Below are 22,984 nucleotides of genomic sequence, written 5' to 3'. Positions count from 1 at the left end.
ACCACTGGCGACGCTTTATCACTTGGACTAAAGAGACAATGGAGCATGAGCTAAATACGTTATTGGGAAGTTATGGCAACAAATTTGCAATTAATTTCTCTTGAGGACTTATATGAGATTGTTTTTTATGACTAAGGATAACAAAATTAAATTATCACGATTGTCAACTGCTTGCGATCCTTTCCTGGATGAAGACATTGGCATGCTGGATAAAGAGAAAATAAAAACAGAGGGTTTTATTGAGTTAATAGATGATAAAAAATGTGAAATACGATATGGAAGGAGTAATTATCGGGAAAAGATCTTGCTTGCTTCTTTAGCCGGTTTTTTATTAGGTTTTTTCTTTTTTATTGATGATTACATTACATCATGGAAAGCTAATGAGAGGATTAATTTAAGAATTGTTAGTAACATCAAAGATAAATATGGGGAAAATTTTTATCTAAACCCTAAATTGCCAGATTATTATAAAGCTTATGAGTATATTGCTGATGCAAAGAACATTTCTTTTTCTCAATATTTTCATATTCTTTATACTGATAGTGGTTTTTACGGTAAATCGAGAGCCCGAAAAGGTTTGTTACTAGATGGTGGCTTTTTCCTATTTTCTATTACAATGATTTTAATTCATTTATGGGTGTTGTCTTTAATTCGAAAACTATCCCCTCTTGTTATTGATCGGGAAAAGCAACTATTTTATACATGGCATAGGGGAAGAATGTATGTTGCGCGTTACTCACAAATCGATGTTGTTCATCTCTACGATGTTTTGTATTTAAGAGTGTATGGATTTGACAAAAATAACAAACTGATGATTTATGCTTTTGAACCCCGTATTCCTAACCTGATAGATGATATAATAAGCAAAAAGTATTTATTGGCATTTGTTGCAAAATATCTGATACAAGGAAAAGAATCCGTCAGTTCAGTGGATTTTAAACGTCAATCAACAATATTTCCTTTCCGTAAAAATTCAAAACCAACGGATTGGGAGCAACAGATTTCAGCAATTTTAGCTGAATTAGATAGACTTGGTCCACCAAAAGGAGCTACTGATCCGAGATAATAGTTGTAAAAAATATTAATATAGTGAGTTATATTTTTATTTCAGAAAAAATAGCACCGAAGAATATTACAATTATCTCGGTGCTAATTTTAAAGTTTCAGAAATCATATTATAAATCGTTACTTTATTATTTATATCAAATTGTTATATGGGGTTATTTTGTATGACTAAGGATAACAAAATTAAATTATCACGATTGTCAACTGCTTGCGATCCTTTCCTGAATGAAGATATTGACATGCTGGATAAAGAGAAAATAAAAACAGAGGGTTTTATTGAGTTAATAGATGATAAAAAATGTGAAATACGATATGGCAGGAGTAACTATCGTGAAAAGATTTTACTTGCTTCTTTAGCCGGTTTTTTATTAGGGTTTTGTTTTTTTATTAATGATGTTATGAATACATGGAAAGCGAATGAGGAAAGTTATTTGGAAACTGTTATTCGCACCAAGAAAAAGTATGGAGATGAATTTCATTTAAATCCAAAGTTACCAGATTTTCTTGAACCATATAAGTATATTGCTGATGCAAAGAGTATCTCTTTTTTTCAATACTTTCATATTCGTTATATGGACAATGGTTTTTATAAAAAATCTAGAGTTCGAAAAAATTTATTATTAGATGGTGGATTTCTCCTATTTTCTATTACAATGATTTTAATTCATTTATGGGTATTTTCTTTAATTCGAAAACTATCCCCTCTTGCTATTGATCGGGAAAAGCAACTATTTTATACATGGCATAGGGGAAGAATGTATGTTGCGCGTTACTCACAAGTCGATGTTGTCCATCTCTATGATGTTCTGTATTTAAAAGTTTATGGATTTGACAAAAATAACAAACTGATGATCTATGCTTTTGAACCCCGTATTCCTAACCTAATAGATGATGTAATAAGCAAAAAATATTTATTGGCATTTGTTGCAAAATATTTATTACAAGGAAAAGAGGCTGTCAGTTCTGTAGATTTTAAACGTCAAGAGCGATTACCGTGGTTTCGTAAGCAAAGAAAACCAACGGATTGGGAGCAACAGATCTCAGCAATTTTAGCTGAATTGGATAGGCTTGGTCCACCGAAACGAGCTACTGACCCTAAATGATAGTTGGAAAATATTAATATAGTTAGTTATATTTTTATTTCATAAAAGATAGCATCAAGAATATTACAATTATCTCGGTGTTATCTTTAAGAGTTAAAAAATTATATTTTAATTGGTTGATTTATTTATGTTAAATTGTTATACGGGGTTGGTTTTGTATGGCTAAGAGTAATGAAGTTAAATTAACACGAATGTCAACTATTTGCGGTCCTCTTTTGAAGGAAAATATTGGTATACTGGATAAAGAACAAATAAACTCAGAGGGTTTTATTGATTTAATTGATGATAAAAATTGAGTATTTATTAAAATTCCCCTTTCTTTTATTTGAACAAGATAACACTGGCGATCTCGGTCGATGTTTTTAATGCCCTGACCTGCATAAATAACAGATCTGCTTCCTCATATTCTTTGCGCAAATACCCCAGCCATTGCTTGATACGGGCAACATGATACAACCCCGTATCTCCCTGCTTTTCCAAATAAGTGTAGTTTTGCAGTAATTTGAGCACATCGCTCCACGGCATTCTTGGCTCGTTATATTTGATGACCCGACTCAAGTTTGGCATATGCAGTGCACCACGCCCTATCATCACGGCGTCACATCCTGTGATTTTGATACATTCCTGAGCACTCTGCCAATCCCAGATTTCCCCATTGGCAATCACAGGAATGGAGAGACGACGACGAATCTCGCCAATCGCCTCCCAATTAATGCGTTCTGCCTTATAACCATCTTCCTTGGTTCGACCATGCACGACTAATTCTGTTGCTCCTGCCTGCTGTACGGCATCGGCAATCTCAAACTGACGTGCATCAGAATCCCACCCCAAACGCACCTTTACCGTCACTGGTAAATGTGCAGGTACGGCTTCACGCATGGCTTTCGCGCCGCTGTAGATAAATTCGGGATCTTTCAGTAAAGTCGCACCGCCTCCGCTGCCATTTACCGCTTTGGAAGGACAGCCGCAGTTTAGGTCAACCCCCCAAGATCCCAATTCAACTGCTCTGGCTGCGTTTTCTGCCAACCATTCTGGATACTGTCCCAAAAGTTGAATCCTGACTGGAGTTCCCGATGGTGTACGACTCTGATGATGCAACTCAGGGCACAACCGGTAAAAAGATTTTACCGGTAGTAAGCTGTCAACCACTCGCAGGAATTCTGTGACGCAAAGGTCGTAATCGTTGACTTCACTCAACAGTTCCCTCACCAGAGAATCCAAAACACCTTCCATAGGAGCCAGCAAAACGCGCATCAATTACTGTCCCGATACCGGGGAACGCGATGCTTTTGTGGTTCGCTGACGCCGCTGACCCGATGGGGTTCCTTGGCTGCGTGGGCGTTCACCATTTTGGGTAGCCTGATGTTTTGAGGATTGACCCTGCTTGCCATTTCTACGTTGGCTACGGGGTTGTTCGCTATGTGAGTGATTGTCGCGGAAGCCATTACCACGGGCATTATTTCTACGGGGACTATTATCACGGCTGTTACGCCCGTTTTGGATTGGCTCAGCCTTGATAGAAGGATCTGGCTCATAGCCCGGAATAGCAATGCGTGGAATTTCCCGCTTCAATAGCCGTTCAATATCTTTCAGAAGCTTATGCTCATCAACACATACCAGCGATATCGCTTGTCCGGTTGCATCCGCACGGCCAGTACGGCCAATTCGGTGAACATAATCTTCTGCCACGTTTGGCAATTCATAATTGACCACATATGGCAATTGGTCGATATCCAAGCCACGGGCAGCGATATCCGTTGCTACTAATGCACGAATCTGCCCTGTTTTGAAATCAGCCAGTGCACGGGTTCTCGCCCCCTGACTTTTGTTACCGTGGATCGCGGCAGCAGTCACACCATCTTTATTCAGTTGTTCCGCCAGTCGATTTGCACCATGTTTGGTACGGGTAAATACCAAAACCTGCTGCCAGTTCTGCTTGCCTATCATGTAAGAGAGCAATTCGCCTTTGCGGTTTTTATCTACAAAATGGATTGATTGATCAATCTGTTCAGATGCAGAGTTACGACGCGCGACTTCTACACTCACCGGATTATGCAGCAACTTATTGGCAAGGCTCTTTATGTCATCAGAAAAAGTTGCGGAAAAGAGTAAGTTTTGGCGTTTTGCCGGCAGTTTATTCAATACACGTCGGATATCATGGATAAAACCCATATCCAACATACGGTCAGCTTCATCCAAAATCAGGATTTCAACGTGGGAGAGATCAACGGCATTCTGGTGTTCCAGATCCAGCAAACGCCCCGGTGTTGCCACCAGAATATCCACCCCACCACGCAGTTTCATCATCTGCGGGTTAATACTGACTCCACCAAACACCACGAATGAGCGTAATTTGAGATACTTACTGTAATTACGTACATTTTCGCCAACCTGCGCCGCCAATTCTCGTGTCGGTGTCAGAATCAGTGCTCTGATCGGACGACGGCCTTTTGTCTGAATCGGGGATTCACTCAAAAGTTGCAGAATAGGTAAGGTAAACCCTGCTGTTTTTCCGGTACCGGTCTGGGCACTGGCCAGCAGATCTTTACCAGATAACACAACAGGAATGGCCTGTTGCTGAATAGGGGTAGGTTCCGCGTAGCCTTGTTCTTCAACGGCACGCAAAATATCAGCCTTCAAGCCGAGTGACTCAAAATTCATAAATAAGAAATGCTCCAGACTTCACCATTCCTGATATCAATTCAGGGGCAGTTTTATGGGAAGAAAACAGACGCGTTAAAACGCAAAGAAATTACACAAACTGCGATGTACCATAAGCGCGGCATTATAACAGATATATGATTTCAAACAGCCCTGAAAAGCTAATAATTGGCACGAAATTTCATTGAAAGCGCCCACTTACGAGTATTGACCAAAAATAGGAAAATTATTTTTTATAGATGTCTATTAAAAAGACAGTTTGTGTCAACTTTACATCAACTTACTTTAGTCTTAAAGTCAATCATACGATTGATATATTTACGACACTCCCGGCAATTCTTTTTCTTTATAACAGGATATCTTTTAACATGGCAGCGAAGACGGCTCAGACATCACGAGGCGAACAAGCCAAACAGCCACTTCTTGAATCAGCAATAGAAATTTTTGGTAAATCAGGTCTGGATGGTGCCACGACTCGCAACATTGCCCAACACGCGCAACAAAATATCGCGGCCATTGCCTACTATTTTGGTTCTAAAGAAGGACTATACCTCGCTGTCGTGCAACATATCGCCGATAAGCTGAAATCGGAATTTTCCGCGTTAATTGAATCAATTGACCGTTTTTTTGCCGAAACACCGAAACCCTATCCACAAGAAAAAATTCTGGAATTTATTCATCAAGGCATGGTTAGCTACAACCGCCTGATTTTCGAGAAAAGCAGTATCAATATCAGCCGCATCATGTCACATGAACAACTGACGCCAACAGAAGCTTACAGTGTCATGCATGAACAAGGGCTGGCCCCGATTTATTCCCGTATCAATAAGTTAATCGCCAATTATATCGGCGCTGACGAACGTGAGATTTCAACCCAAATCCACACTCACGCCTTATTAGGGGAGATTCTTTCTTTCCGTCTGGCACGGGAAGCCTTATTGCGCCAAACAGGCTGGGATAATATTGGCACTAAAGAATATGAGTTAATTAACCAAGTCTTGTCTCAACACATCAACTTATTGCTTGAAGGGTTACGAAAAAAATAAGGCAACAAGAATTACAGCAACAAATCGTTATAGACTCAAAAATATGCATACCCGATAAACTTCAAATGACAGCTTAATCCTTTGAAAGATAAGGGTATAAATTGAACAAGGCATAAGGGATAGTATGAACAGTAAAAAGTTTGCTCTTGCCCTATTGGCGCTCATTGTTGTTATCGGTGCTATTGTTGGCACCTATTATTATCAGGAACAAAATGGCAGGGAACTGACCCTGTATGGCAATGTCGATGTCAGAACGGTTAATCTTGGTTTCCGGGTTACAGGTAAGCTGGCTGAACTGCAAGTGGATGAAGGTGATGCCATTACTGCGGGACAGACACTCGGCCATCTTGATGATGCTCCCTTTATTAATGCCTTGAATCAATCCAAAGCCGCCCGGGATGTCGCCAAGGCAAATCTTGCCAAAGCAGAAGCGGGTTACCGCACTGAGGAAATCTCCCAAGTGCGTGCAGAGGTGGCTCAGAAAGAATCGGCATTCCGCTTTGCCGATAGTTTCCTGAAACGCCAGCAGGGATTGTGGCAAAGTAAAACTATCTCAGCCAATGATCTGGAAAATGCCAAAACCGGACGAAACCAGGCATTGGCCGCTTATCAGGCAGCAAAAGATAAATTGCGCCAATTTGAAACCGGTTATCGCATAGAAGAAATTATCGCCGCCAAAGCCCAGCTTAGCCAAGCAGAAGCGGCGGTTGCACAAGCTGAACTCAATCTGAAAGATACCCAACTCACTTCACCATCAGCAGGTGTTATTCTGACCAGAGCCATTGAGCCGGGTACAATGCTGGCGGCCGGAAATACGGTTTTTACTCTGTCACTCACCAAACCTGTCTGGATCAGGGCGTATATTGATGAACCTAATCTGAATCAGGCTACCGCAGGGCGGGAAATTCTGATTTATACCGATGGACGGAAAAATCAGCCCTATCACGGCAAAATCGGCTTTGTTTCTCCAACCGCTGAATTTACTCCCAAAAATGTCGAAACTCCCGATTTAAGAACGGATTTAGTTTATCGTCTGCGGGTTATTGTTCTTGATCCTGATGAAGGGCTGAAACAAGGAATGCCCGTTACCCTGCATTTTGCTGGTACAAATTCTACTGAAGCCAACAATAAGTAAGGCGATAACATGAGCAGTTCAGCTTATACGATCAAACTGAACGGCGTGGAGAAAATTTTTCCAGGATTGGACGCCCCTGCTGTCTCACATCTACAGGCAGAAATTCAGGGCGGATCTGTCACAGGGCTTGTCGGCCCTGATGGCGCAGGAAAAACCACGTTGATACGCATGCTGGCCGGATTATTGAAGCCTGATAGCGGCAATATTGAAATTATGGGGCTTGATCCCATCAAAGATAGTGTCCAGGTCCGTTCTGAACTCGGCTATATGCCGCAAAAATTCGGTCTGTATGAAGATTTGACTGTCATGGAGAATCTCACCTTATATGCCGATTTACGTGGTGTACTTGGCGAGGAGCGCAAAGCTACATTTCAAAAATTACTCACCTTTACGGATTTAACCCGTTTTACTGGACGTCTGGCGGGAAAATTGTCCGGCGGCATGAAACAAAAACTGGGGCTTGCCTGTACTTTACTGGGTAGCCCGAAAGTTCTGTTACTTGATGAACCGGGCGTGGGTGTTGACCCTATCGCCCGCCGTGAATTATGGCAGATGGTACATGAACTCGCTTCCGAAGGTATGCTTATCCTATGGAGTACCTCTTATTTGGATGAAGCCGAGTTATGTCGTGATGTTTTGCTAATGAACCGGGGTGAGTTGCTCTATCGCGGTCAGCCACAAAATTTGACTCAGAATATTGCCGGACGATCTTTTTTACTCGATGTTAAGCAGGGCGACCGACGCAAAACGCTCCAACATGCCCTCATCCTGCCCCAAGTGACTGATGGCGTGATTCAAGGAAGATATGTTCGTTTAATCTTGAAAGAAGAAGCAGATAAAAACGCCTTACTCCAACAAATGGGGCTATCCGAAGCCAATATTCTTGAGGCCGAACCGCGTTTCGAAGATGCTTTTATCGATTTACTGGGCGGCGGCCCGCCCCATCGTTCCGAATTGGCTGAAATAATGCCTCAGATCCCGCCCAATCCGACAGAAACCGTGATAGAAGCCTGTAACCTGACTAAGAAATTTGGGGATTTTGCCGCCACTGATGATGTGGATTTTCAGGTGAAACGCGGGGAAATTTTTGGTCTGTTAGGACCAAATGGCGCCGGAAAATCCACAACCTTTAAGATGATGTGCGGGTTGATGCTCCCCACTTCCGGTAAGGCACTGGTTCTGAAGATGGATTTAAAAACCAGCTCAGGCAAGGCGCGCCAACGCCTTGGTTATATGGCTCAGAAATTCTCGCTCTATGGCAACCTGACAGTTGAGCAGAATCTTAAATTTTTCTCCGGTGTTTACGGGCTGAAAGGCCGGCATCAGAAAGAAAAAATGTCAGATATGATTCAGGCATTCAATCTTGGGCCAATCTTGCAACAAAAAACAGATAGTCTTCCACTCGGTTTTAAACAACGCCTTGCCCTTTCCTGTGCATTGATGCACGAGCCTGACATTCTGTTTCTGGATGAACCCACTTCCGGTGTCGATCCGCTGACCCGCCGCGAATTTTGGCTCCATATCAATGGCATGGTCGATAAAGGGGTTACCGTGATGGTAACAACCCACTTTATGGAGGAAGCAGAATACTGTGACCGTATCGGGTTGGTATTCCGGGGAAAATTGATTGCAGCCGGAACCCCTGACGAGCTGAAACAATTGGTCGCTACGGATGAGCGGCCTAACCCTTCGATGGAAGATACGTTTATCGATCTCGTGGTGAATTACGATAAGGAGCCACAATGAGCCGTTCTGAACATGCAGCATCCCAGAAAGCCGTCAATTTCTCATGGCGTCGATTGAACGCCCTCTGCATCAAGGAAACTAAACAGATTATCCGTGATCCCAGTAGTGCGTTGATTGCAGTAGTGATCCCGCTGATGCTGTTATTTATTTTTGGCTATGGCATAAACCTTGATTCCAGCAAACTTCGCCTCGGTATTCTGATGGAGCAGCAAAGCGAAGATGCCCGTGAATTAGTTCACGCATTTACGGGCTCGCCTTATATTGATGCCACCATCAGCGATAATCGCCACTTCTTAATCAAGAAAATGCAGGAGAACCAAATCCGGGGCATCATCGTCATTCCGGTAAATTTTGATGCCCAACTTGCCCGCGCGGACAGCCATGCACCTATTCAGGTCATTACTGATGGCAGTGAACCCAATACCGCCAACTTTGTTCAGGGTTATACCAAAGGTATCTGGCAAATCTGGATCCAGCAGCGGGGCCAGAATCGGGGTGTCTCAACCACGCCATTGATAGATACGCAAATCCGCTATTGGTTCAATTCGGCGGCTATTAGCCGACACTTCCTCATTCCCGGCGCAGTTTCCATTATCATGACCGTAGTCGGTGCCATCCTCACTTCACTCGTAGTTGCCCGTGAATGGGAACGCGGAACTATGGAAGCATTACTTTCAACCCAAGTCACCCGAACCGAATTATTGCTCGCCAAGTTATTGCCCTATCAAGTCTTAGGCTCTTTTGTCATGGTGCTTTGCATGATATTCACGGTTTTTGTACTGGATGTTCCTTATCGTGGCTCACTCTGGATATTGGCGTTAGTCTCCAGCCTCTATCTTGCCACTGCCTTGGGCATGGGGCTATTGATCTCAACTCTGACACGCAACCAGTTCAATGCAGCGATGATTTCCCTTAACGCCGCTTTTTTACCTGCCATTATGTTGTCTGGCTTTGTTTTCGAAATAGACAGTATGCCGGTGCTTATTCAGGCTTCGACTTATATCGTCCCCGCACGCTATTTTGTCAGTGGCCTACAAACACTCTTTCTGGCGGGTAACATCGGTACGGTATTAATCACAAACCTGCTCCTGCTGATTGCCAGCTCTATCGTTTTTATTGGCTTGACTGCGTGGAAAACTCGTCGGCATCTGGATTAAAAAGGAAAGAGCATGTTTCATCGCTTGTATACGCTAATCATGAAAGAGTTGCAGTCTCTCCTGAGAGAGCCGCAAACACGGAATATTTTGATTTTGCCCGTAATTCTGCAAATGATTTTATTTCCATGGGCAGCAACGCTGGAAGTCAAAAATGCCACTATTGCTATTTATAACGAAGATAAGGGACAAGCTTCGATTGAATTAACTCAACGGCTGGCAAAATCGAAAGCATTTCCTGATGTTATTCTGCTCACCAGTTCGCAAGAAATCCGTCCTACACTGGATAACCGCAAGGCGCTGTTGTTAGTGCGTTTTCCTCAGAATTTCAGTGCCAACATTGCCAGCCATAATCCGACATCAATTCAAGTTTTGCTGGATGGGCGTAATTCAAATAGTGCTCAGATTGCCGCCAACTATATTCAGCAAATTGTGATGGATTACCAGAAACAGTTATTGGGGAATGCCTCTGGTTTCAATAACAGTGAGCTAATCATCCGTAACTGGTACAACGCCAATTTGGATTATAAGTGGTTTGTCGTGCCATCACTGGTTGCCATGATTATCACGATTGGCGTTCTGATCGTCACGGCTTTGTCTGTCGCACGTGAACGGGAACAGGGAACGCTGGATCAATTGTTGGTTTCTCCATTAGCGACATGGCAAATTTTCCTTGGCAAAGCCATTCCGGCATTGGTCGTCGCTACTATGCAGGCAACCATTGTTTTGCTGATTGGGATTCTGTGTTATCAAATCCCCTTCGCAGGTTCATTGTTGCTATTTTATGGCTGCATGTTGATTTATGGATTATCTCTGGTTGGTTTCGGGTTGCTGATTTCTGCGGTTTGCTCCACCCAGCAACAGGCATTTATCGGCGTGTTTGTATTTATGATGCCTGCGATTTTACTTTCCGGGTACATTTCCCCGGTCGAGAATATGCCTGTCTGGTTACAAGATATCACATGGATTAACCCAATTCGGCATTTTACTGATATTACCAAACAGATTTATTTGAAAGGGGCAGATTTATCTGTCATTTGGCCGAATTTATGGCCTTTATTGGTTATTACTACAACGACTGGTGGAATCGCTTATCGGCTGTTTCGAAGTAAGATTGCTTGATAAAAACGCAAATAGGAAAGAGAGCAGGACAGTGATAAATTATGTTCTCTTTCCCCAATATTTCATTCTCTCAGAAAGGCATTGAGCCGTGCGAAGAGTGATTTCAGGTTGTTAACTGGGAAATATGACGTTGTATCAACCGATAACCACAAGAAGCGGCCAATAATACGATAATACCAGCGCTTAATGTGACAATAAATCCGGCCTGAATGCCCATTTCATCAACTACCCATCCCGAAAGCGAAGCTCCCAGCGCAACACCTATACCTAACCCTGTTACCATCCAGGTTAAGCCTTCTGTCAAGTTGCGGGAAGGCACTATACTTTCCACTAACCCCATCGCAATGATCATGGTTGGAGCAAAAAACAAACCAGAAACAAACACTACCGCAGCAAGTGTCAAAACATCGTAAACCAGCAAAAGTGGTACGGTCGTCAGCATTGTCGCCAGTGCTGCAAACATAAACATACGCGGTAAAGGAATATTTATTTTAACTGCGCCAAATACTAAACCCGCCAAACAAGAACCAATAGCATAGGCCGATAAAACAAAACTTGCAGCCGCTGCCTGCCCTTGCCGTTCGGCGAAAGCTACACTGATAACATCAATCGTACCCACAATTGTACCCAGTGCAATTAGGGACAAAATCAATATTTGTACCGAAGGCATTTTCAAGACAGAACCTGTATTTTCAGTTAAATGTGGATACACGGGCGGCTCTGTTCTTTTTTGTAATACAAAAGCCGTTACCCCAATCGCTAATAAAATTGCCGCAACCAATGGCCCTGCTTCTGGTGCTACAACTACACTTAATCCAACAGAAACCGGCGGGCCAATAATGAAACAAAGTTCATCCAAAACAGTTTCAAAAGAAAAAGCGGTATGAAGACGTGGATCACCTCGATAGATTTCAGTCCACCTTGCCCGAATCATCGCGGGCATACTCGGCATACCTCCCGATAACGCAGCAAAAACAAATAATGTCCAATCCGGAGCCTGAAAATGAGTGCAAAGTAATAGGATAAACATCGAAATAACACTAAGTGCAGTCACGTAAGGCAATACGAAACTTTGACCAAAACGATCTACCATGCGTGAAATTTGTGGAGCCAATATTGCCATGGAAAAAGTAAAAGTTGCGGCCACAGTACCGGCAATCCAATAAGATCCTCGCAATTGCGAAAGCATGGTAATAATACCGATTCCCGTCATCGAAATTGGCATGCGAGCAATCAATCCAGCCACAGAAAATGCTAATGCACCGGGCATACTAAACAATTCTTTATATGGATTAGCCATAAATATTCCTGAGTAATGTATGAAATCAGCAGAGTTATAAAATCATGGGCTCTCAAAACACTTACATACGTGACGTATGTTAAGTTACTTGACATACATTGTGTATGTCAAGTATAAAAACCTGACAATATAAATTTGGAGTCGTGATATGACCCGTAGACCCAGATCTGAAATGATTGAAGAAACCCGACGAAAATTAATTGCAACTGCACGCCGACAATTTGGCACTGTAGGGTATGCCAGTACTGTTATGGATGATTTGACAGCCGAAGCAGGAATGACACGAGGTGCGCTATATCATCATTTCGGCGATAAGAAAGGATTGTTTCTGGCTGTGCTGCAACAAATTGATGCTGAAATGGATGCCCGCCTGACAGAAATTTCAATACATGAAACGGATATCTGGACAGCATTCACTAATCGGTGTCATGCCTATTTGAAAATGGCTATTGAGCCAGAAATACAGCAGATTGTCTTATGTGATTCATCATCTGTTTTAGATGCCGAACAATTACAAACTGCCAGATTACAATGCATCACTGCAATCGCCACAATGTTAAGCACATTAATGGACAAAGGCCAAATCGCTTCTACTTCTCCAGAGATTTTAGCTCGCCTAATCAACGGAGGATTGATGGATACCGCTTTATGGATTGCTAAAAACGAGCATCCTGATACTGCGTTATCTGAGGCTTTAAACGCCCTTGATACTTTATTGGATGGATTGCATAAGACATAAATTAATGCAAGAAATACAGATTATTACGTTTGCACATCTGCGGTTGGCAGTTTAGTTGTTTTTTTAATGCCCCGTTAACCCAATATTTCATCGGTTCATAATTCATATTTAAACCAACGTGGATAGTGGCGATATACTGATTTTTATTTTGCCCCCAACTTTGACAACCGAGAGGCTGTTGCCCTCCTTGAACAGCCATTACGGTATCAAGTTTTATACAGATATAAACAACAGTCTGATAGCAAATCCGATCAAGATTAATCCCATAACTCGTTCGAACCAATAGCCCTTTTGTATAAATTTTTGTCTAATCATAAAATTGGAAAAAATTATACTGACCAATACAAACCATAAAGCATTAACCACACACATCCATACCCCATAAATGATTTGTACCGATATCGGCGTACTACTACTTACCACCGTTGTAAAGACAGCTAAAAAGAACAATGTGGCTTTGGGATTAGTCGCATTTGTCATGAATCCCATCAGAAATGCTTTCCATCTACTTTGCAGAACCTGTCCGCCTCCCCCAGTTTCTAAAGCAGTCGGATCGGCAGGTTTACTCCTAATAAAATTGATGCCAATCCAAATGATGTAAATTCCTCCTACTAGTTTTGCCAGCTCCATCAACCACGGAGTGGTATGCATCAGTGCACTAATACCTACCAATGTATAAATAACATGAACCGATATCCCAGCCCCTATACCTACTGCCGTACATATCCCAGCCCAGCGACCAAACCGTACACTCTGCCGTATAGTAACCGCAAAATCCGGGCCTGGTGCCACTACCGCTAAAAAATGAATCACTGCTAATCCTAAAAATTCACTCCAATAGTGATGTAACATATCAACTCCAAAATGACAGCGGATTCGCTGAACCGCGATAACCAATAAAGCATGACAAACTTAAACGCAAATCGTCTGCACCGGCACTCACAGAGTGCATACATCTGGAATTAAAGAGCAACAGCTCACCGATTTCTGGCTGAATCTCCAGTGTTGGCTTGCCAAGCAAAGAAGGCTCAATACCATAATTATCACCACGCATAGCATCAAACTCTTCAGGAGAAAGTTCATCTTTCCAAAGCTGTAAGGCTCCACCTTGATTAGGCATGGCAAGATAAACATTAGCTGCAAACTGTGCCAATAAACTCTTAGCTCTAAAACTATCTGGAGCATCTTTGGCAAAAATATCGTGATGAGCGAGGAAGGTCACACCAGGTCTAACTACCCTTGATAATCCTACATACATTTTTTTGCCATAAAGTGTTTCAAGTTGGGCTCCAGCAGGCCAAATCTCATCCAGAACACATCTCAATGTATCTATTGGAGCTTGATAAGGTGAACAACGTTGCCGCAGATCCTCAATATTTTTAAATACACTTTCAAAATAATCCACCATACGTAATGGTTTATTTTCTGCCTCATAAAATGCCATTCCAATCCGCCCAACGCTAGGTGCATTCAGGTAGTGTTCAAATCCCTGTCCCAATATTTTTTCACCCAGTTGCATCGCCAGATCACTAGGAATAAAGTTCTTCACTCGAATAGCTAGAGCTTTTTGATTAGCAAGTTTTTCTATACATGTAGCATCAAGGCAATTAGTTTCTATAATCATATTTTACTTCTTCTTTTCCATTACCAATAATTATCAGAAAAATATTGTTATCCACCTAATACCGGAAACAATCAGGCAATATCGTAATAAACCGTTAAGTTACCTTTCTTGATCTGCACTGTTTGTATCTTAATACCCTTCAGTTTCCCCAGAGATGCCACGTGAGTTCCCCCACAAGGATAAGGCGTAAAATGACCAAAGCTGACTTCCCGAAACCCATCATCCCGCAGTGTGATATTGCAGGGTAAATCCTGCGTAACGTAATATTCACAACTTATTTGGATGTCCTCTACCGACACATTTTTAGCACCTGCTTCTGGTTTGAAGACCACTTTACTCTCACCCGGCCAATGATGGGCTTTAATTGGCCGCCACATTGCAAGCTCACCAACATGGCCAATAAGATGCCCAGCAGAATGTAAGCGGGAATGTAATTGACGACGATCACCATCAATGCGGGCAAAAACGTTTCCCAATGGCACAGGTTTTGTAGTCAGATGGATGATCTCGCCATTTTCTTCTGAGACATGAACTACTTCTACATCATTGAGCCAACCAATATCACTAGGCTGGCCACCTCCCTGAGGATGAAATATCGTAGATTTCAACCGAATAGAATAACGTTCATCTTCACGGGGAATACAATCAATGACTTCAATATCAGCAACCAGAGTCTGGCTGGACAAATAAATACGCTCTGCCATATATCACCCTACGTTATTATAGTAATCTAGTTTCATTTAATAAAACCAATAAACATAAGTATTCCAAAAATTGATATTCACTTCTAACAACAGGTAAATAGAGATATTTACCTGCAATAAAAAAGCAGGCCTAAACATGAAAGCTTTAACTAAGATGAATTAGTACCATATACACTGATAGATATAACTCAAAATAATCAGCATGCTAATTGAATAGGTAAACTATATTCAAATACCTCATTAAATTTAATAAATATAGAAAAGCAATATATCATAAAACATTATAAATAAATCAAGTTATTTTAATTTAAAATTCCACAAAATTAAGTATATACAATGGTAGGGCAACCACATGAGTGCTCAAATAAAAAAACAGAGTGAATGTAATTTAAGCTACTCTAATCATGACATGTGTTAATTTGCTTTAAATTAAATCAATTTTTGTATTATTTCCACACTAACCGTGTTTATAAAACGTTCACGCGGTTACCCTGCATACAAGAGTCAAAAACACTAAATCCAACTTACTGAGATCATTGCAATTTTCAATTAATACAAATAGTTAATAAAAATCAAACTATCAAATTATCAAATTATCAAATTATCAAAAAGAAAATGTCAAAATGGCATGTGGTTGATAAACAGTTATCAATTTCAAAAAGAGCAGTTTCCCTATATAATCAAAAAGTTAGTACTTAATAGATCAGAATAAATTATTTGAAAATAGAATTTAGTGAATATATAGATTTTACTTTCCCCACTCCTCAATAACATATGTCATTTCCATATCTTTAATATAAAAAGACCCTGCCAAAGCAGGGTTTTTTATTAAAGATAAATTGGATATCAGCAATTACCGACGGTCACCCAAAATACGCAGCAACATCAGGAACAGGTTAATGAAGTCCAGATACAGAGTCAGTGCGCCAGTGATAGAATATTTGCGCATATTCTCTTTATCATTAACATCGATTTGTTCACCCATTTCTTTCAGTTTCTGGGTATCATATGCGGTCAGACCTGCAAAAATAACAACACCGATATAAGTGATTGCCCACATCAGTGCCGGGCTTTTCAGCCAGATGTTTAGCAAAGAAGCCAGAATGATGCCAATCAGCCCCATAAACAGGAAACTACCCAGACCGCTCAAGCTACGCTTGGTGGTATAACCGTAAACACTCAACGCACCAAACATACCCGCTGAAACCACGAATGTGCTGGCAATAGAGCTGGTGGTATAAGCCACAAAGATACTGGAGAGCGTGAGTCCCGTCAGCATGGAATACAGCATAAACAGCCCTGTCGCCAGCGCCCCACTCATTTTATGTACCAAACCAGACAGCACAAACACCAATGCAAGCTGTGCAATGATCAAGCCATAGAAAACAATGGAGTTACTGAAGATGGCATATAAAATTTCAGGTGTATTTGCTACATACCATGCGACAAATGCAGTTAATAACAAGCCACAAGTCATCCAGCCGTAGACTTGTGCCATGTAAGTTTGTATACCAGAACCAGTTTTCTGGACAATCGAACCATTAGAACGTTGATATCGGTCCATGACGATTACCTTTTCATGACAATGTTTAGGGATTAAGAATGTTTAAAAATAAACAATCTATTCAAAACTTATACATTAGCATAGAACATTAATAAAACCATCCGCCAATTAATGGCAATTTCAGTGACATATTATTTATCTACCCGGTTTTCAAGATAACTCACAGAATAAGCTACCACCCACTGTTTCAATGCGTTGTTAAAAGTGATTTTAGTCAGGGTGTTATGCCCAACGATTTGCCGCATCTTCATCACTCTTTCTTGTTTCTACCCAACGTTCACCTTTGGCAAAAGACTCTTTTTTCCAGAATGGTGCCTTGGTTTTCAGATAGTCCATGATGAATTCAGCCGCAGTAAAAGCCGTGCTACGGTGAGAACTGGTAACACCAACAAATACAATTTCATCTCCCGGGTACAATTCACCAACGCGATGAATAATACTGATACGTTGTAGTGACCAACGTTGACGGGCTTCATCAGCAATAACCTGCAACATCTTTTCTGTCATACCCGGATAATGTTCCAGCGTCAGTGTCTTCACACTATCGCCCAGATTATGGTTGCGAACTTTCCCTGTAAAGGTCACAACAGCACCATCCTCATCACACTGCGAGAGCCATTGGTATTCATCACCAACATTAAATATCTCCTGTTGGACACTGATGCGGAGGTTTTCCATTCTCAACCTCCCGTGACAGGTGGGAAGAAAGCCACCTCATCGCCATCATTCAAAGGGTGTTCAACATGGACAAATGATTGATTGACGGCAGCCAGCAGTTTACCTTCCTCCAATGCCAACGCCCATCTCTCGCCTTTTTCAATCAATGCCTGACGAAGATAAGCTACAGTGGGATAGTCATTCGGCAATTCAAGTGAATCTGTTCCCACCAACTCACGGACTTGAGCGAAAAAGAGTACTTTTATCATGCTTCCACCCTAAAATTTCCTGATTTACCACCGCTTTTTTCCAGCAAACGCACCGGCCCGATAACCATATCTTTTTGCACCGCTTTGCACATGTCATAAATCGTCAAGGCAGCCACTGATGCCGCTGTCAGTGCTTCCATCTCCACGCCTGTTTTCCCGGTCAAACGGCAACAAGATTCGATCCTGACACGATTGTGCTCAGTTTGAGCTTCCAATTGAACTTCCACTTTACTCAGCAACAACGGATGGCAAAGCGGGATTAATTCCCAGGTTCGTTTTGCAGCCTGAATACCTGCAATACGGGCCGTGGCAAACACGTCTCCTTTATGATGATCACCGGCAACAATCATAGCCAATGTTTCAGGCCGCATTTCAACGAATGCTTCTGCGCGCGCCTCACGCACTGTTTCTGACTTGGCGGAAATATCCACCATATGAGCTTCACCCGCAGTATTGATATGGGTTAGTTGGGACATTCTTTACTCCTGAAAAATGAGTTTTGCAGTTAAGTTAACCACCAATAAAAGAGAGGTTGGGAGTGATACCACTGTCCCCCTGATGCAGAAAGTGAGTCTCACGCTTATGGCGCAAGCCGCCCTGAATCCGTAGTTTCAGAGCATCAAGAGAGGCATCATCAGACAATAAATCACGCAGCGGAATGCCTTGTTCTCCAAATAAACACAAGTGAAGATTACCAATCGCAGATACCCTCAACCGGTTACAACTTAGGCAAAAATCTTTTTCATAGGGCATGATAAGACCAATTTCACCCTGATAATCGGGATGGTGAAAAACTTGAGCCGGCCCGTCACTGCGCTCTCGTTGTTGTTGTTGCCAGCCTTGTTGCAGTAGTTGGTTGCGAATAACGTCGCCAGAAAGGTGATGGCGATGGAAGATGTCACTACCTTCCCCTGTCTCCATCAACTCAATGAATCGTAATTGGATCGGACGATGTTTAATCCAGTCTAAAAAAGCAGGCAGGTTGATATCATTGACATTCTTCATCAACACTGCATTGACTTTCACTGTGTTAAACCCGGCTTCAAAAGCTGCATCAATGCCACGCATTACCTGAAAAAATTTATCCTGACCAGTAATGGCATGAAATTGACGGGGATCAAGGCTATCCATGCTAACGTTAATCGCTGTCAACCCTGCCTCTTTCCATTGGGATACGTCGCGCTCCATTCGGTAACCATTGGTTGTGACCGCAATTTTTCTGATTTGTGGGTTTTCATGAACTGTCGCGATAATATCGCAAAAATCACGCCGCATCGTTGGCTCTCCTCCGGTCAGTCGGATTTTTTCTGTACCAAGTTCAGCAAATGCGCGGCTGACGCGACGAATTTCCGGTAGGGAAAGAAATGATTTATGGCCATGCGGCCGATATCCATCAGGCAAGCAATATGTGCAACGGAAATTGCACACATCCGTAATAGATAATCTCAAATAATAAAATTTGCGCGAGAATACATCTATAAGTTGTTCCACAATAACACCTTCCAAGTACGGGAGATGAGGGCATTTCTACCTTACATCCTGGTGACTCAGGAGCCACGGCCAGAGCATCATATCAATGTGGTATCCATGTGATAGGACAACGACTTAGACACAGAGGCTAGGAGTTAATATCAGTTAAAAATTTATGTGAAAAATTATGTAAGTAACAATATGCTCGTTGAGGATTCTAACGCCTAAGATAACAAAAAGCTAATCCACACATCGATATATACCTTACTATACAACGAGTTAGATAAAACCCATAACATCAGGTTTCTGTTGTATTTCTACGCGTTCCGCAAAAAATATCAGACAGGAAATAGCACAAAATCACAGCAATTGCTGAAAGCCTTATATTTTATGATAAATTATATGAGATTTATTAAAGCCCTCTACGTTTAGTCAGTAACAGGAACTCTATGCGAAACCGCACATTAGCTGATTTGGATCGCGTTGTCGCCCTTGGTGGCGGCCATGGACTTGGACGCGTTATGTCTTCCCTTTCCTCTCTCGGTACCCGCCTGACCGGTATTGTCACCACAACCGATAATGGAGGATCAACCGGCAGAATACGACGCTCGGAAGGAGGAATAGCATGGGGGGATATGCGCAATTGCCTCAATCAGTTAATCACAGAGCCGACCATTGCTTCCGCTATGTTTGAGTATCGCTTCAGCGGCAATGGTGAACTGGCTGGCCATAATCTGGGTAATTTGATGCTAAAGGCGCTGGATCATTTAAGTGTCCGCCCTCTTGAGGCGATTAACCTGATCCGTAGTCTACTGAAAGTCAATGCTCATCTGATCCCTATGTCTGAACAATCGGTTGATTTAATGGCGATAGATGATCAAGGCAATACCGTATATGGCGAAGTGAATATCGATCAACTCAATTGTGTGCCGAAAGAGCTTTTACTCTATCCCCGGGTTAACGCGACTAAAGAAGCGCTGGATGCCATTGAACAAGCAGATTTAATTTTAATTGGTCCCGGTAGTTTTTTGACCAGCCTGATGCCGTTGCTATTATTGGATGACTTAACCCAATCCCTGCGCCGCAGCAACGCAAACATGATCTATATCGGTAATTTGGGGAGAGAACTCAGCCATGCAGCGGCCGAATTATCGTTAAAAGATAAACTTGAAATCATGGAAAACAGAATCGGCCGCAAAATGATTAATGCGCTTATTGTCGGCCCTCGCACTGATATCAGCCCCTTCAGTGACCGGATTGTAACGCAGCAAGTTTTGGAAGCGCAGGATATTCCCTATCGTCATGATCGCGAGTTATTACGACAAGCAATCGAGCACACCTTGCAAAGATTGGGTTAACAGGCAGATGGAGAGAGATATTATTCACTCTCCATCATTAAGGTATTTATTTCGTCTGGTTACCGCCTATTCAGGTACTACAAATAGGTTACTCAGGAATTAGCAATAAATTGCGCCCTCAATGTCTGTACCTGATCACGAATATGGGCCGCCTGTTCAAATTCCAGATCCCGCGCATGTTGATACATTTTATCTTCCAGTTCACGGATTTTGCTTTCCAACTCTTTCGCCGGCAGTTTATGGTAATCATCCGCGCCCAGAGCAGCTTTGCCTTTTCCTTTGGTTTTTCCTTTACCGTGGGCTGGCTGACCAATTTGCAGAATATCACCGACTTTTTTGTTCAGCCCTTTCGGCACGATACCGTGTTCTTCATTAAATGCCTGCTGTTTGACACGACGGCGTTCTGTTTCCTCAATCGCTTTCGCCATAGAGTCTGTGATTTTGTCACCGTATAAAATCGCCTTACCATGCAGGTTACGTGCGGCGCGACCAATAGTCTGGATCAGGGATCGTTCTGAACGCAGGAACCCTTCTTTATCAGCATCTAAAATCGCCACGAGAGAAACTTCAGGCATATCCAAACCTTCCCGAAGCAAGTTAATACCAACCAAGACATCAAATTCACCTAAACGAAGATCACGGATAATCTCCACACGTTCGACCGTATCAATGTCGGAATGGAGATAACGGACTCGTTCACCATGCTCTTCTAAATATTCAGTTAAATCTTCCGCCATTCGCTTGGTGAGTGTGGTGACCAGTACTCGCTCATTTTTCGCTGCCCGGATACGGATTTCCGACAGTAAGTCATCCACTTGAGTCGATACAGGGCGAACTTCAACTTCAGGATCAATCAGCCCGGTCGGGCGTACAACCTGTTCAACCACTTCGTTGCCCGATTTTTCCAATTCATAACGACCGGGGGTTGCTGAAACATAAATGGTCTGTGGTGCCAGCGCTTCAAATTCTTCAAACCGTAACGGACGGTTATCCAGTGCTGATGGCAAGCGAAAACCATATTCCACCAGCGTTTCCTTGCGGGAACGATCCCCGCGGTACATGCCGCCAATCTGTGGAATAGTCACGTGGGATTCATCCACCACCAGCAAACCATCCGCCGGAAGGTAGTCAAACAATGTTGGAGGGGGTTCACCTGCGGAACGACCAGACAGATAACGAGAGTAGTTTTCAATGCCGGAGCAATATCCTAACTCATTCATCATTTCGAGATCGAATTGTGTTCGCTGAGTGATACGTTGCTCTTCCAACAGCTTACCTGATTCCAGCAACATTTTACGCCGTTGATCCAACTCAACCTTTATTTCTTCCATTGCCTGAAGGATACGTTCACGCGGTGTCACATAGTGTGTTTTAGGATAGATGGTATAACGCGGCACATTGTACTGCACCTGACCTGTCAGCGGATCAAACAGGGAAAGGCGTTCGACTTCATCATCGAACAATTCAACACGCAACGCATGTTCGTCCGACTCTGCGGGGAAAATATCAATCACCTCACCACGTACACGGAATGTCCCACGCTGGAACGCCTGATCATTACGGGTATATTGCAACTCTGCCAAACGGCGTAAAATCGCTCGCTGGTCAATCAACATACCATTAGTTAAGTGAAGCATCATTTTCAGATAACTATCAGGATCACCCAGACCATAAATTGCGGAGACGGAAGCCACCACAACGACATCACGTCGTTCCAGTAAAGCTTTTGTTGCCGATAGACGCATCTGCTCGATATGCTCATTCACCGACGCATCTTTTTCGATAAAGGTATCAGAGCTTGGCACATAAGCTTCCGGCTGATAGTAATCATAATAGGAAACAAAATATTCCACTGCATTCTCAGGGAAAAACACTTTCATTTCGCTATAAAGTTGCGCTGCCAGTGTCTTATTGGGTGCGAGGATCATGGTTGGTCGATTCAAGTTTGCGATAACATTGGCTACCGTGAACGTTTTACCTGAGCCTGTTACCCCCAGCAGTGTCTGATGGGCTAAACCATCTTCCAGCCCTTCCTGTAATTGGTTGATAGCCGAAGGCTGATCACCTCCAGGTCTGAAATCAGAATGTAACTTGAATGCCTTGCTTGTTTCTTTGCTCATTTTTCCCCCACAATCATGTGCACAAGCCCCCATGCCTATCTGTACACAAACAAAACGCCTTTATAATACTGGATAAAAAACCAGCTTCAAGTAAGTTAGTAAAATAATGTTGTTTTTATTTTAAGGGGAAGGCTAAAGAGTTGCAGT

At 42.5% G+C, this 22,984-nt stretch carries 22 protein-coding genes and 1 riboswitch; of the genes, 10 read left to right on the top strand and 12 right to left on the bottom strand.

Features of this window, described 5'->3' with window-relative positions; all coding sequences use genetic code 11:
• Window positions 1-127 precede the first annotated feature (127 nt).
• The 3 genes from AAC854_RS08705 to AAC854_RS08695 all read left to right on the top strand — a co-directional run bounded on the left by AAC854_RS08705 (window position 128) and on the right by AAC854_RS08695 (window position 2,464).
• Window positions 128-1,066 (top strand): hypothetical protein, encoded by a 939-nt coding sequence (locus AAC854_RS08705; RefSeq protein ID WP_340616749.1) that lies wholly within the window; start codon window positions 128-130, stop codon window positions 1,064-1,066.
• Between the two features lie 163 nt (window positions 1,067-1,229).
• Entirely contained in the window at window positions 1,230-2,168 is a 939-nt protein-coding gene (locus AAC854_RS08700) for a hypothetical protein (RefSeq protein ID WP_340616748.1), read from the top strand.
• 158 nt (window positions 2,169-2,326) lie between these two features.
• Window positions 2,327-2,464: a hypothetical protein gene (locus tag AAC854_RS08695; RefSeq protein ID WP_340616747.1), complete on the top strand. Its 138-nt coding sequence runs from the start codon at window positions 2,327-2,329 to the stop codon at window positions 2,462-2,464.
• A 25-nt stretch (window positions 2,465-2,489) separates the two neighbouring features.
• Here the strand turns inward: AAC854_RS08695 and dusC are convergent, their stop codons facing one another.
• Both dusC and rhlE read right to left on the bottom strand, forming a co-directional pair.
• Window positions 2,490-3,422 carry a tRNA dihydrouridine(16) synthase DusC gene (gene dusC / locus AAC854_RS08690; protein WP_340616746.1) on the bottom strand — a complete coding sequence of 311 codons (933 nt, stop codon included), beginning with the start codon at window positions 3,420-3,422 and terminating at the stop codon, window positions 2,490-2,492.
• 3 nt (window positions 3,423-3,425) lie between these two features.
• Window positions 3,426-4,829, bottom strand: coding sequence for an ATP-dependent RNA helicase RhlE (gene rhlE / locus AAC854_RS08685; RefSeq protein WP_340616745.1), 1,404 nt, complete (start codon window positions 4,827-4,829; stop codon window positions 3,426-3,428).
• 368 nt (window positions 4,830-5,197) lie between these two features.
• Between rhlE and AAC854_RS08680 the strand changes: the two genes are divergently transcribed.
• From AAC854_RS08680 to AAC854_RS08660, 5 genes are all read left to right on the top strand, one after another.
• Window positions 5,198-5,875, top strand: a complete 678-nt coding sequence (locus tag AAC854_RS08680; RefSeq protein WP_340616744.1) for a transcriptional regulator — start codon at window positions 5,198-5,200, stop codon at window positions 5,873-5,875.
• Between the two features lie 124 nt (window positions 5,876-5,999).
• Window positions 6,000-7,010, top strand: a complete 1,011-nt coding sequence (hlyD, locus tag AAC854_RS08675; RefSeq protein ID WP_340616743.1) for a secretion protein HlyD — start codon at window positions 6,000-6,002, stop codon at window positions 7,008-7,010.
• A gap of 9 nt (window positions 7,011-7,019) precedes the next feature.
• Complete coding sequence (locus AAC854_RS08670; RefSeq protein ID WP_340616742.1) at window positions 7,020-8,756, top strand: ATP-binding cassette domain-containing protein; 1,737 nt, start codon at window positions 7,020-7,022, stop codon at window positions 8,754-8,756.
• Entirely contained in the window at window positions 8,753-9,913 is a 1,161-nt protein-coding gene (locus AAC854_RS08665; protein ID WP_340616741.1) for an ABC transporter permease, read from the top strand. Before AAC854_RS08670 ends, AAC854_RS08665 begins: the two co-directional genes overlap by 4 nt.
• A gap of 12 nt (window positions 9,914-9,925) precedes the next feature.
• On the top strand, window positions 9,926-11,032 hold the full coding sequence (locus AAC854_RS08660) for an ABC transporter permease (RefSeq protein ID WP_340616740.1): 1,107 nt from the start codon (window positions 9,926-9,928) through the stop codon (window positions 11,030-11,032).
• A gap of 103 nt (window positions 11,033-11,135) precedes the next feature.
• Here AAC854_RS08660 and AAC854_RS08655 read toward each other — a convergent pair whose 3' ends face one another.
• Window positions 11,136-12,332: an MFS transporter gene (locus AAC854_RS08655; protein ID WP_340616739.1), complete on the bottom strand. Its 1,197-nt coding sequence runs from the start codon at window positions 12,330-12,332 to the stop codon at window positions 11,136-11,138.
• Window positions 12,333-12,480: 148 nt separating this feature from the next.
• Here AAC854_RS08655 and AAC854_RS08650 point away from each other — a divergent pair, with 148 nt between their 5' ends.
• A complete protein-coding gene (locus AAC854_RS08650; RefSeq protein WP_340616738.1) occupies window positions 12,481-13,071 on the top strand; it encodes a TetR/AcrR family transcriptional regulator in 591 nt (196 codons plus the stop codon).
• A 213-nt stretch (window positions 13,072-13,284) separates the two neighbouring features.
• Here the strand turns inward: AAC854_RS08650 and AAC854_RS08640 are convergent, their stop codons facing one another.
• The 8 genes from AAC854_RS08640 to moaA all read right to left on the bottom strand — a co-directional run bounded on the left by AAC854_RS08640 (window position 13,285) and on the right by moaA (window position 19,380).
• A complete protein-coding gene (locus tag AAC854_RS08640; protein ID WP_340616737.1) occupies window positions 13,285-13,923 on the bottom strand; it encodes a LysE family translocator in 639 nt (212 codons plus the stop codon).
• A 1-nt stretch (window position 13,924) separates the two neighbouring features.
• Window positions 13,925-14,695, bottom strand: coding sequence for a 2OG-Fe(II) oxygenase (locus AAC854_RS08635; RefSeq protein ID WP_340616736.1), 771 nt, complete (start codon window positions 14,693-14,695; stop codon window positions 13,925-13,927).
• A 71-nt stretch (window positions 14,696-14,766) separates the two neighbouring features.
• Window positions 14,767-15,399 carry an alanyl-tRNA editing protein gene (locus AAC854_RS08630; RefSeq protein ID WP_340616735.1) on the bottom strand — a complete coding sequence of 211 codons (633 nt, stop codon included), beginning with the start codon at window positions 15,397-15,399 and terminating at the stop codon, window positions 14,767-14,769.
• 853 nt (window positions 15,400-16,252) lie between these two features.
• On the bottom strand, window positions 16,253-16,963 hold the full coding sequence (locus AAC854_RS08625; protein ID WP_340616734.1) for a Bax inhibitor-1/YccA family protein: 711 nt from the start codon (window positions 16,961-16,963) through the stop codon (window positions 16,253-16,255).
• A gap of 222 nt (window positions 16,964-17,185) precedes the next feature.
• A complete protein-coding gene (gene moaE, locus AAC854_RS08620) occupies window positions 17,186-17,641 on the bottom strand; it encodes a molybdopterin synthase catalytic subunit MoaE (RefSeq protein WP_340616733.1) in 456 nt (151 codons plus the stop codon).
• 2 nt (window positions 17,642-17,643) lie between these two features.
• Window positions 17,644-17,889: a molybdopterin synthase sulfur carrier subunit gene (gene moaD, locus AAC854_RS08615; protein ID WP_340616732.1), complete on the bottom strand. Its 246-nt coding sequence runs from the start codon at window positions 17,887-17,889 to the stop codon at window positions 17,644-17,646.
• Window positions 17,886-18,365: a cyclic pyranopterin monophosphate synthase MoaC gene (gene moaC, locus AAC854_RS08610; protein ID WP_340616731.1), complete on the bottom strand. Its 480-nt coding sequence runs from the start codon at window positions 18,363-18,365 to the stop codon at window positions 17,886-17,888. The genes moaD and moaC overlap by 4 nt, the downstream gene beginning before the upstream one ends.
• A 34-nt stretch (window positions 18,366-18,399) precedes the next feature.
• On the bottom strand, window positions 18,400-19,380 hold the full coding sequence (gene moaA / locus AAC854_RS08605) for a GTP 3',8-cyclase MoaA (RefSeq protein WP_340616730.1): 981 nt from the start codon (window positions 19,378-19,380) through the stop codon (window positions 18,400-18,402).
• A riboswitch (molybdenum cofactor riboswitch) is annotated at window positions 19,370-19,526 on the bottom strand. (Overlaps the previous gene by 11 nt.)
• A gap of 282 nt (window positions 19,527-19,808) precedes the next feature.
• Here moaA and yvcK point away from each other — a divergent pair.
• A complete protein-coding gene (gene yvcK, locus AAC854_RS08600) occupies window positions 19,809-20,717 on the top strand; it encodes a uridine diphosphate-N-acetylglucosamine-binding protein YvcK (RefSeq protein ID WP_340616729.1) in 909 nt (302 codons plus the stop codon).
• 92 nt (window positions 20,718-20,809) lie between these two features.
• On the opposite strand, the gene uvrB is transcribed toward yvcK, so the two are convergent.
• Window positions 20,810-22,837, bottom strand: coding sequence for an excinuclease ABC subunit UvrB (gene uvrB, locus AAC854_RS08595; RefSeq protein ID WP_340616728.1), 2,028 nt, complete (start codon window positions 22,835-22,837; stop codon window positions 20,810-20,812).
• Window positions 22,838-22,984 lie beyond the last annotated feature (147 nt).

This window comes from Xenorhabdus entomophaga, from assembly GCF_037996725.1.
Lineage (GTDB): Bacteria > Pseudomonadota > Gammaproteobacteria > Enterobacterales > Enterobacteriaceae > Xenorhabdus > Xenorhabdus khoisanae.
This window is presented reverse-complemented; position numbering and strand designations above follow the sequence as displayed.

What these genes read in the sequence shown, in the direction of transcription:
- AAC854_RS08625 (WP_340616734.1), bottom strand. Translation starts at nt 16,963, where the DNA reads ATGGACCGATATCAACGTTCTAATGGTTCGATTGTCCAGAAAACTGGT.
- AAC854_RS08660 (WP_340616740.1), top strand. Translation starts at nt 9,926, where the DNA reads ATGTTTCATCGCTTGTATACGCTAATCATGAAAGAGTTGCAGTCTCTC.
- uvrB (WP_340616728.1), bottom strand. Translation starts at nt 22,837, where the DNA reads ATGAGCAAAGAAACAAGCAAGGCATTCAAGTTACATTCTGATTTCAGA.
- AAC854_RS08680 (WP_340616744.1), top strand. Translation starts at nt 5,198, where the DNA reads ATGGCAGCGAAGACGGCTCAGACATCACGAGGCGAACAAGCCAAACAG.
- AAC854_RS08640 (WP_340616737.1), bottom strand. Translation starts at nt 13,923, where the DNA reads ATGTTACATCACTATTGGAGTGAATTTTTAGGATTAGCAGTGATTCAT.
- moaD (WP_340616732.1), bottom strand. Translation starts at nt 17,889, where the DNA reads ATGATAAAAGTACTCTTTTTCGCTCAAGTCCGTGAGTTGGTGGGAACA.
- AAC854_RS08665 (WP_340616741.1), top strand. Translation starts at nt 8,753, where the DNA reads ATGAGCCGTTCTGAACATGCAGCATCCCAGAAAGCCGTCAATTTCTCA.
- AAC854_RS08650 (WP_340616738.1), top strand. Translation starts at nt 12,481, where the DNA reads ATGACCCGTAGACCCAGATCTGAAATGATTGAAGAAACCCGACGAAAA.
- AAC854_RS08655 (WP_340616739.1), bottom strand. Translation starts at nt 12,332, where the DNA reads ATGGCTAATCCATATAAAGAATTGTTTAGTATGCCCGGTGCATTAGCA.
- AAC854_RS08705 (WP_340616749.1), top strand. Translation starts at nt 128, where the DNA reads ATGACTAAGGATAACAAAATTAAATTATCACGATTGTCAACTGCTTGC.
- dusC (WP_340616746.1), bottom strand. Translation starts at nt 3,422, where the DNA reads ATGCGCGTTTTGCTGGCTCCTATGGAAGGTGTTTTGGATTCTCTGGTG.
- yvcK (WP_340616729.1), top strand. Translation starts at nt 19,809, where the DNA reads ATGCGAAACCGCACATTAGCTGATTTGGATCGCGTTGTCGCCCTTGGT.
- moaC (WP_340616731.1), bottom strand. Translation starts at nt 18,365, where the DNA reads ATGTCCCAACTAACCCATATCAATACTGCGGGTGAAGCTCATATGGTG.
- AAC854_RS08670 (WP_340616742.1), top strand. Translation starts at nt 7,020, where the DNA reads ATGAGCAGTTCAGCTTATACGATCAAACTGAACGGCGTGGAGAAAATT.
- moaE (WP_340616733.1), bottom strand. Translation starts at nt 17,641, where the DNA reads ATGGAAAACCTCCGCATCAGTGTCCAACAGGAGATATTTAATGTTGGT.
- hlyD (WP_340616743.1), top strand. Translation starts at nt 6,000, where the DNA reads ATGAACAGTAAAAAGTTTGCTCTTGCCCTATTGGCGCTCATTGTTGTT.
- AAC854_RS08635 (WP_340616736.1), bottom strand. Translation starts at nt 14,695, where the DNA reads ATGATTATAGAAACTAATTGCCTTGATGCTACATGTATAGAAAAACTT.
- AAC854_RS08700 (WP_340616748.1), top strand. Translation starts at nt 1,230, where the DNA reads ATGACTAAGGATAACAAAATTAAATTATCACGATTGTCAACTGCTTGC.
- AAC854_RS08695 (WP_340616747.1), top strand. Translation starts at nt 2,327, where the DNA reads ATGGCTAAGAGTAATGAAGTTAAATTAACACGAATGTCAACTATTTGC.
- AAC854_RS08630 (WP_340616735.1), bottom strand. Translation starts at nt 15,399, where the DNA reads ATGGCAGAGCGTATTTATTTGTCCAGCCAGACTCTGGTTGCTGATATT.
- rhlE (WP_340616745.1), bottom strand. Translation starts at nt 4,829, where the DNA reads ATGAATTTTGAGTCACTCGGCTTGAAGGCTGATATTTTGCGTGCCGTT.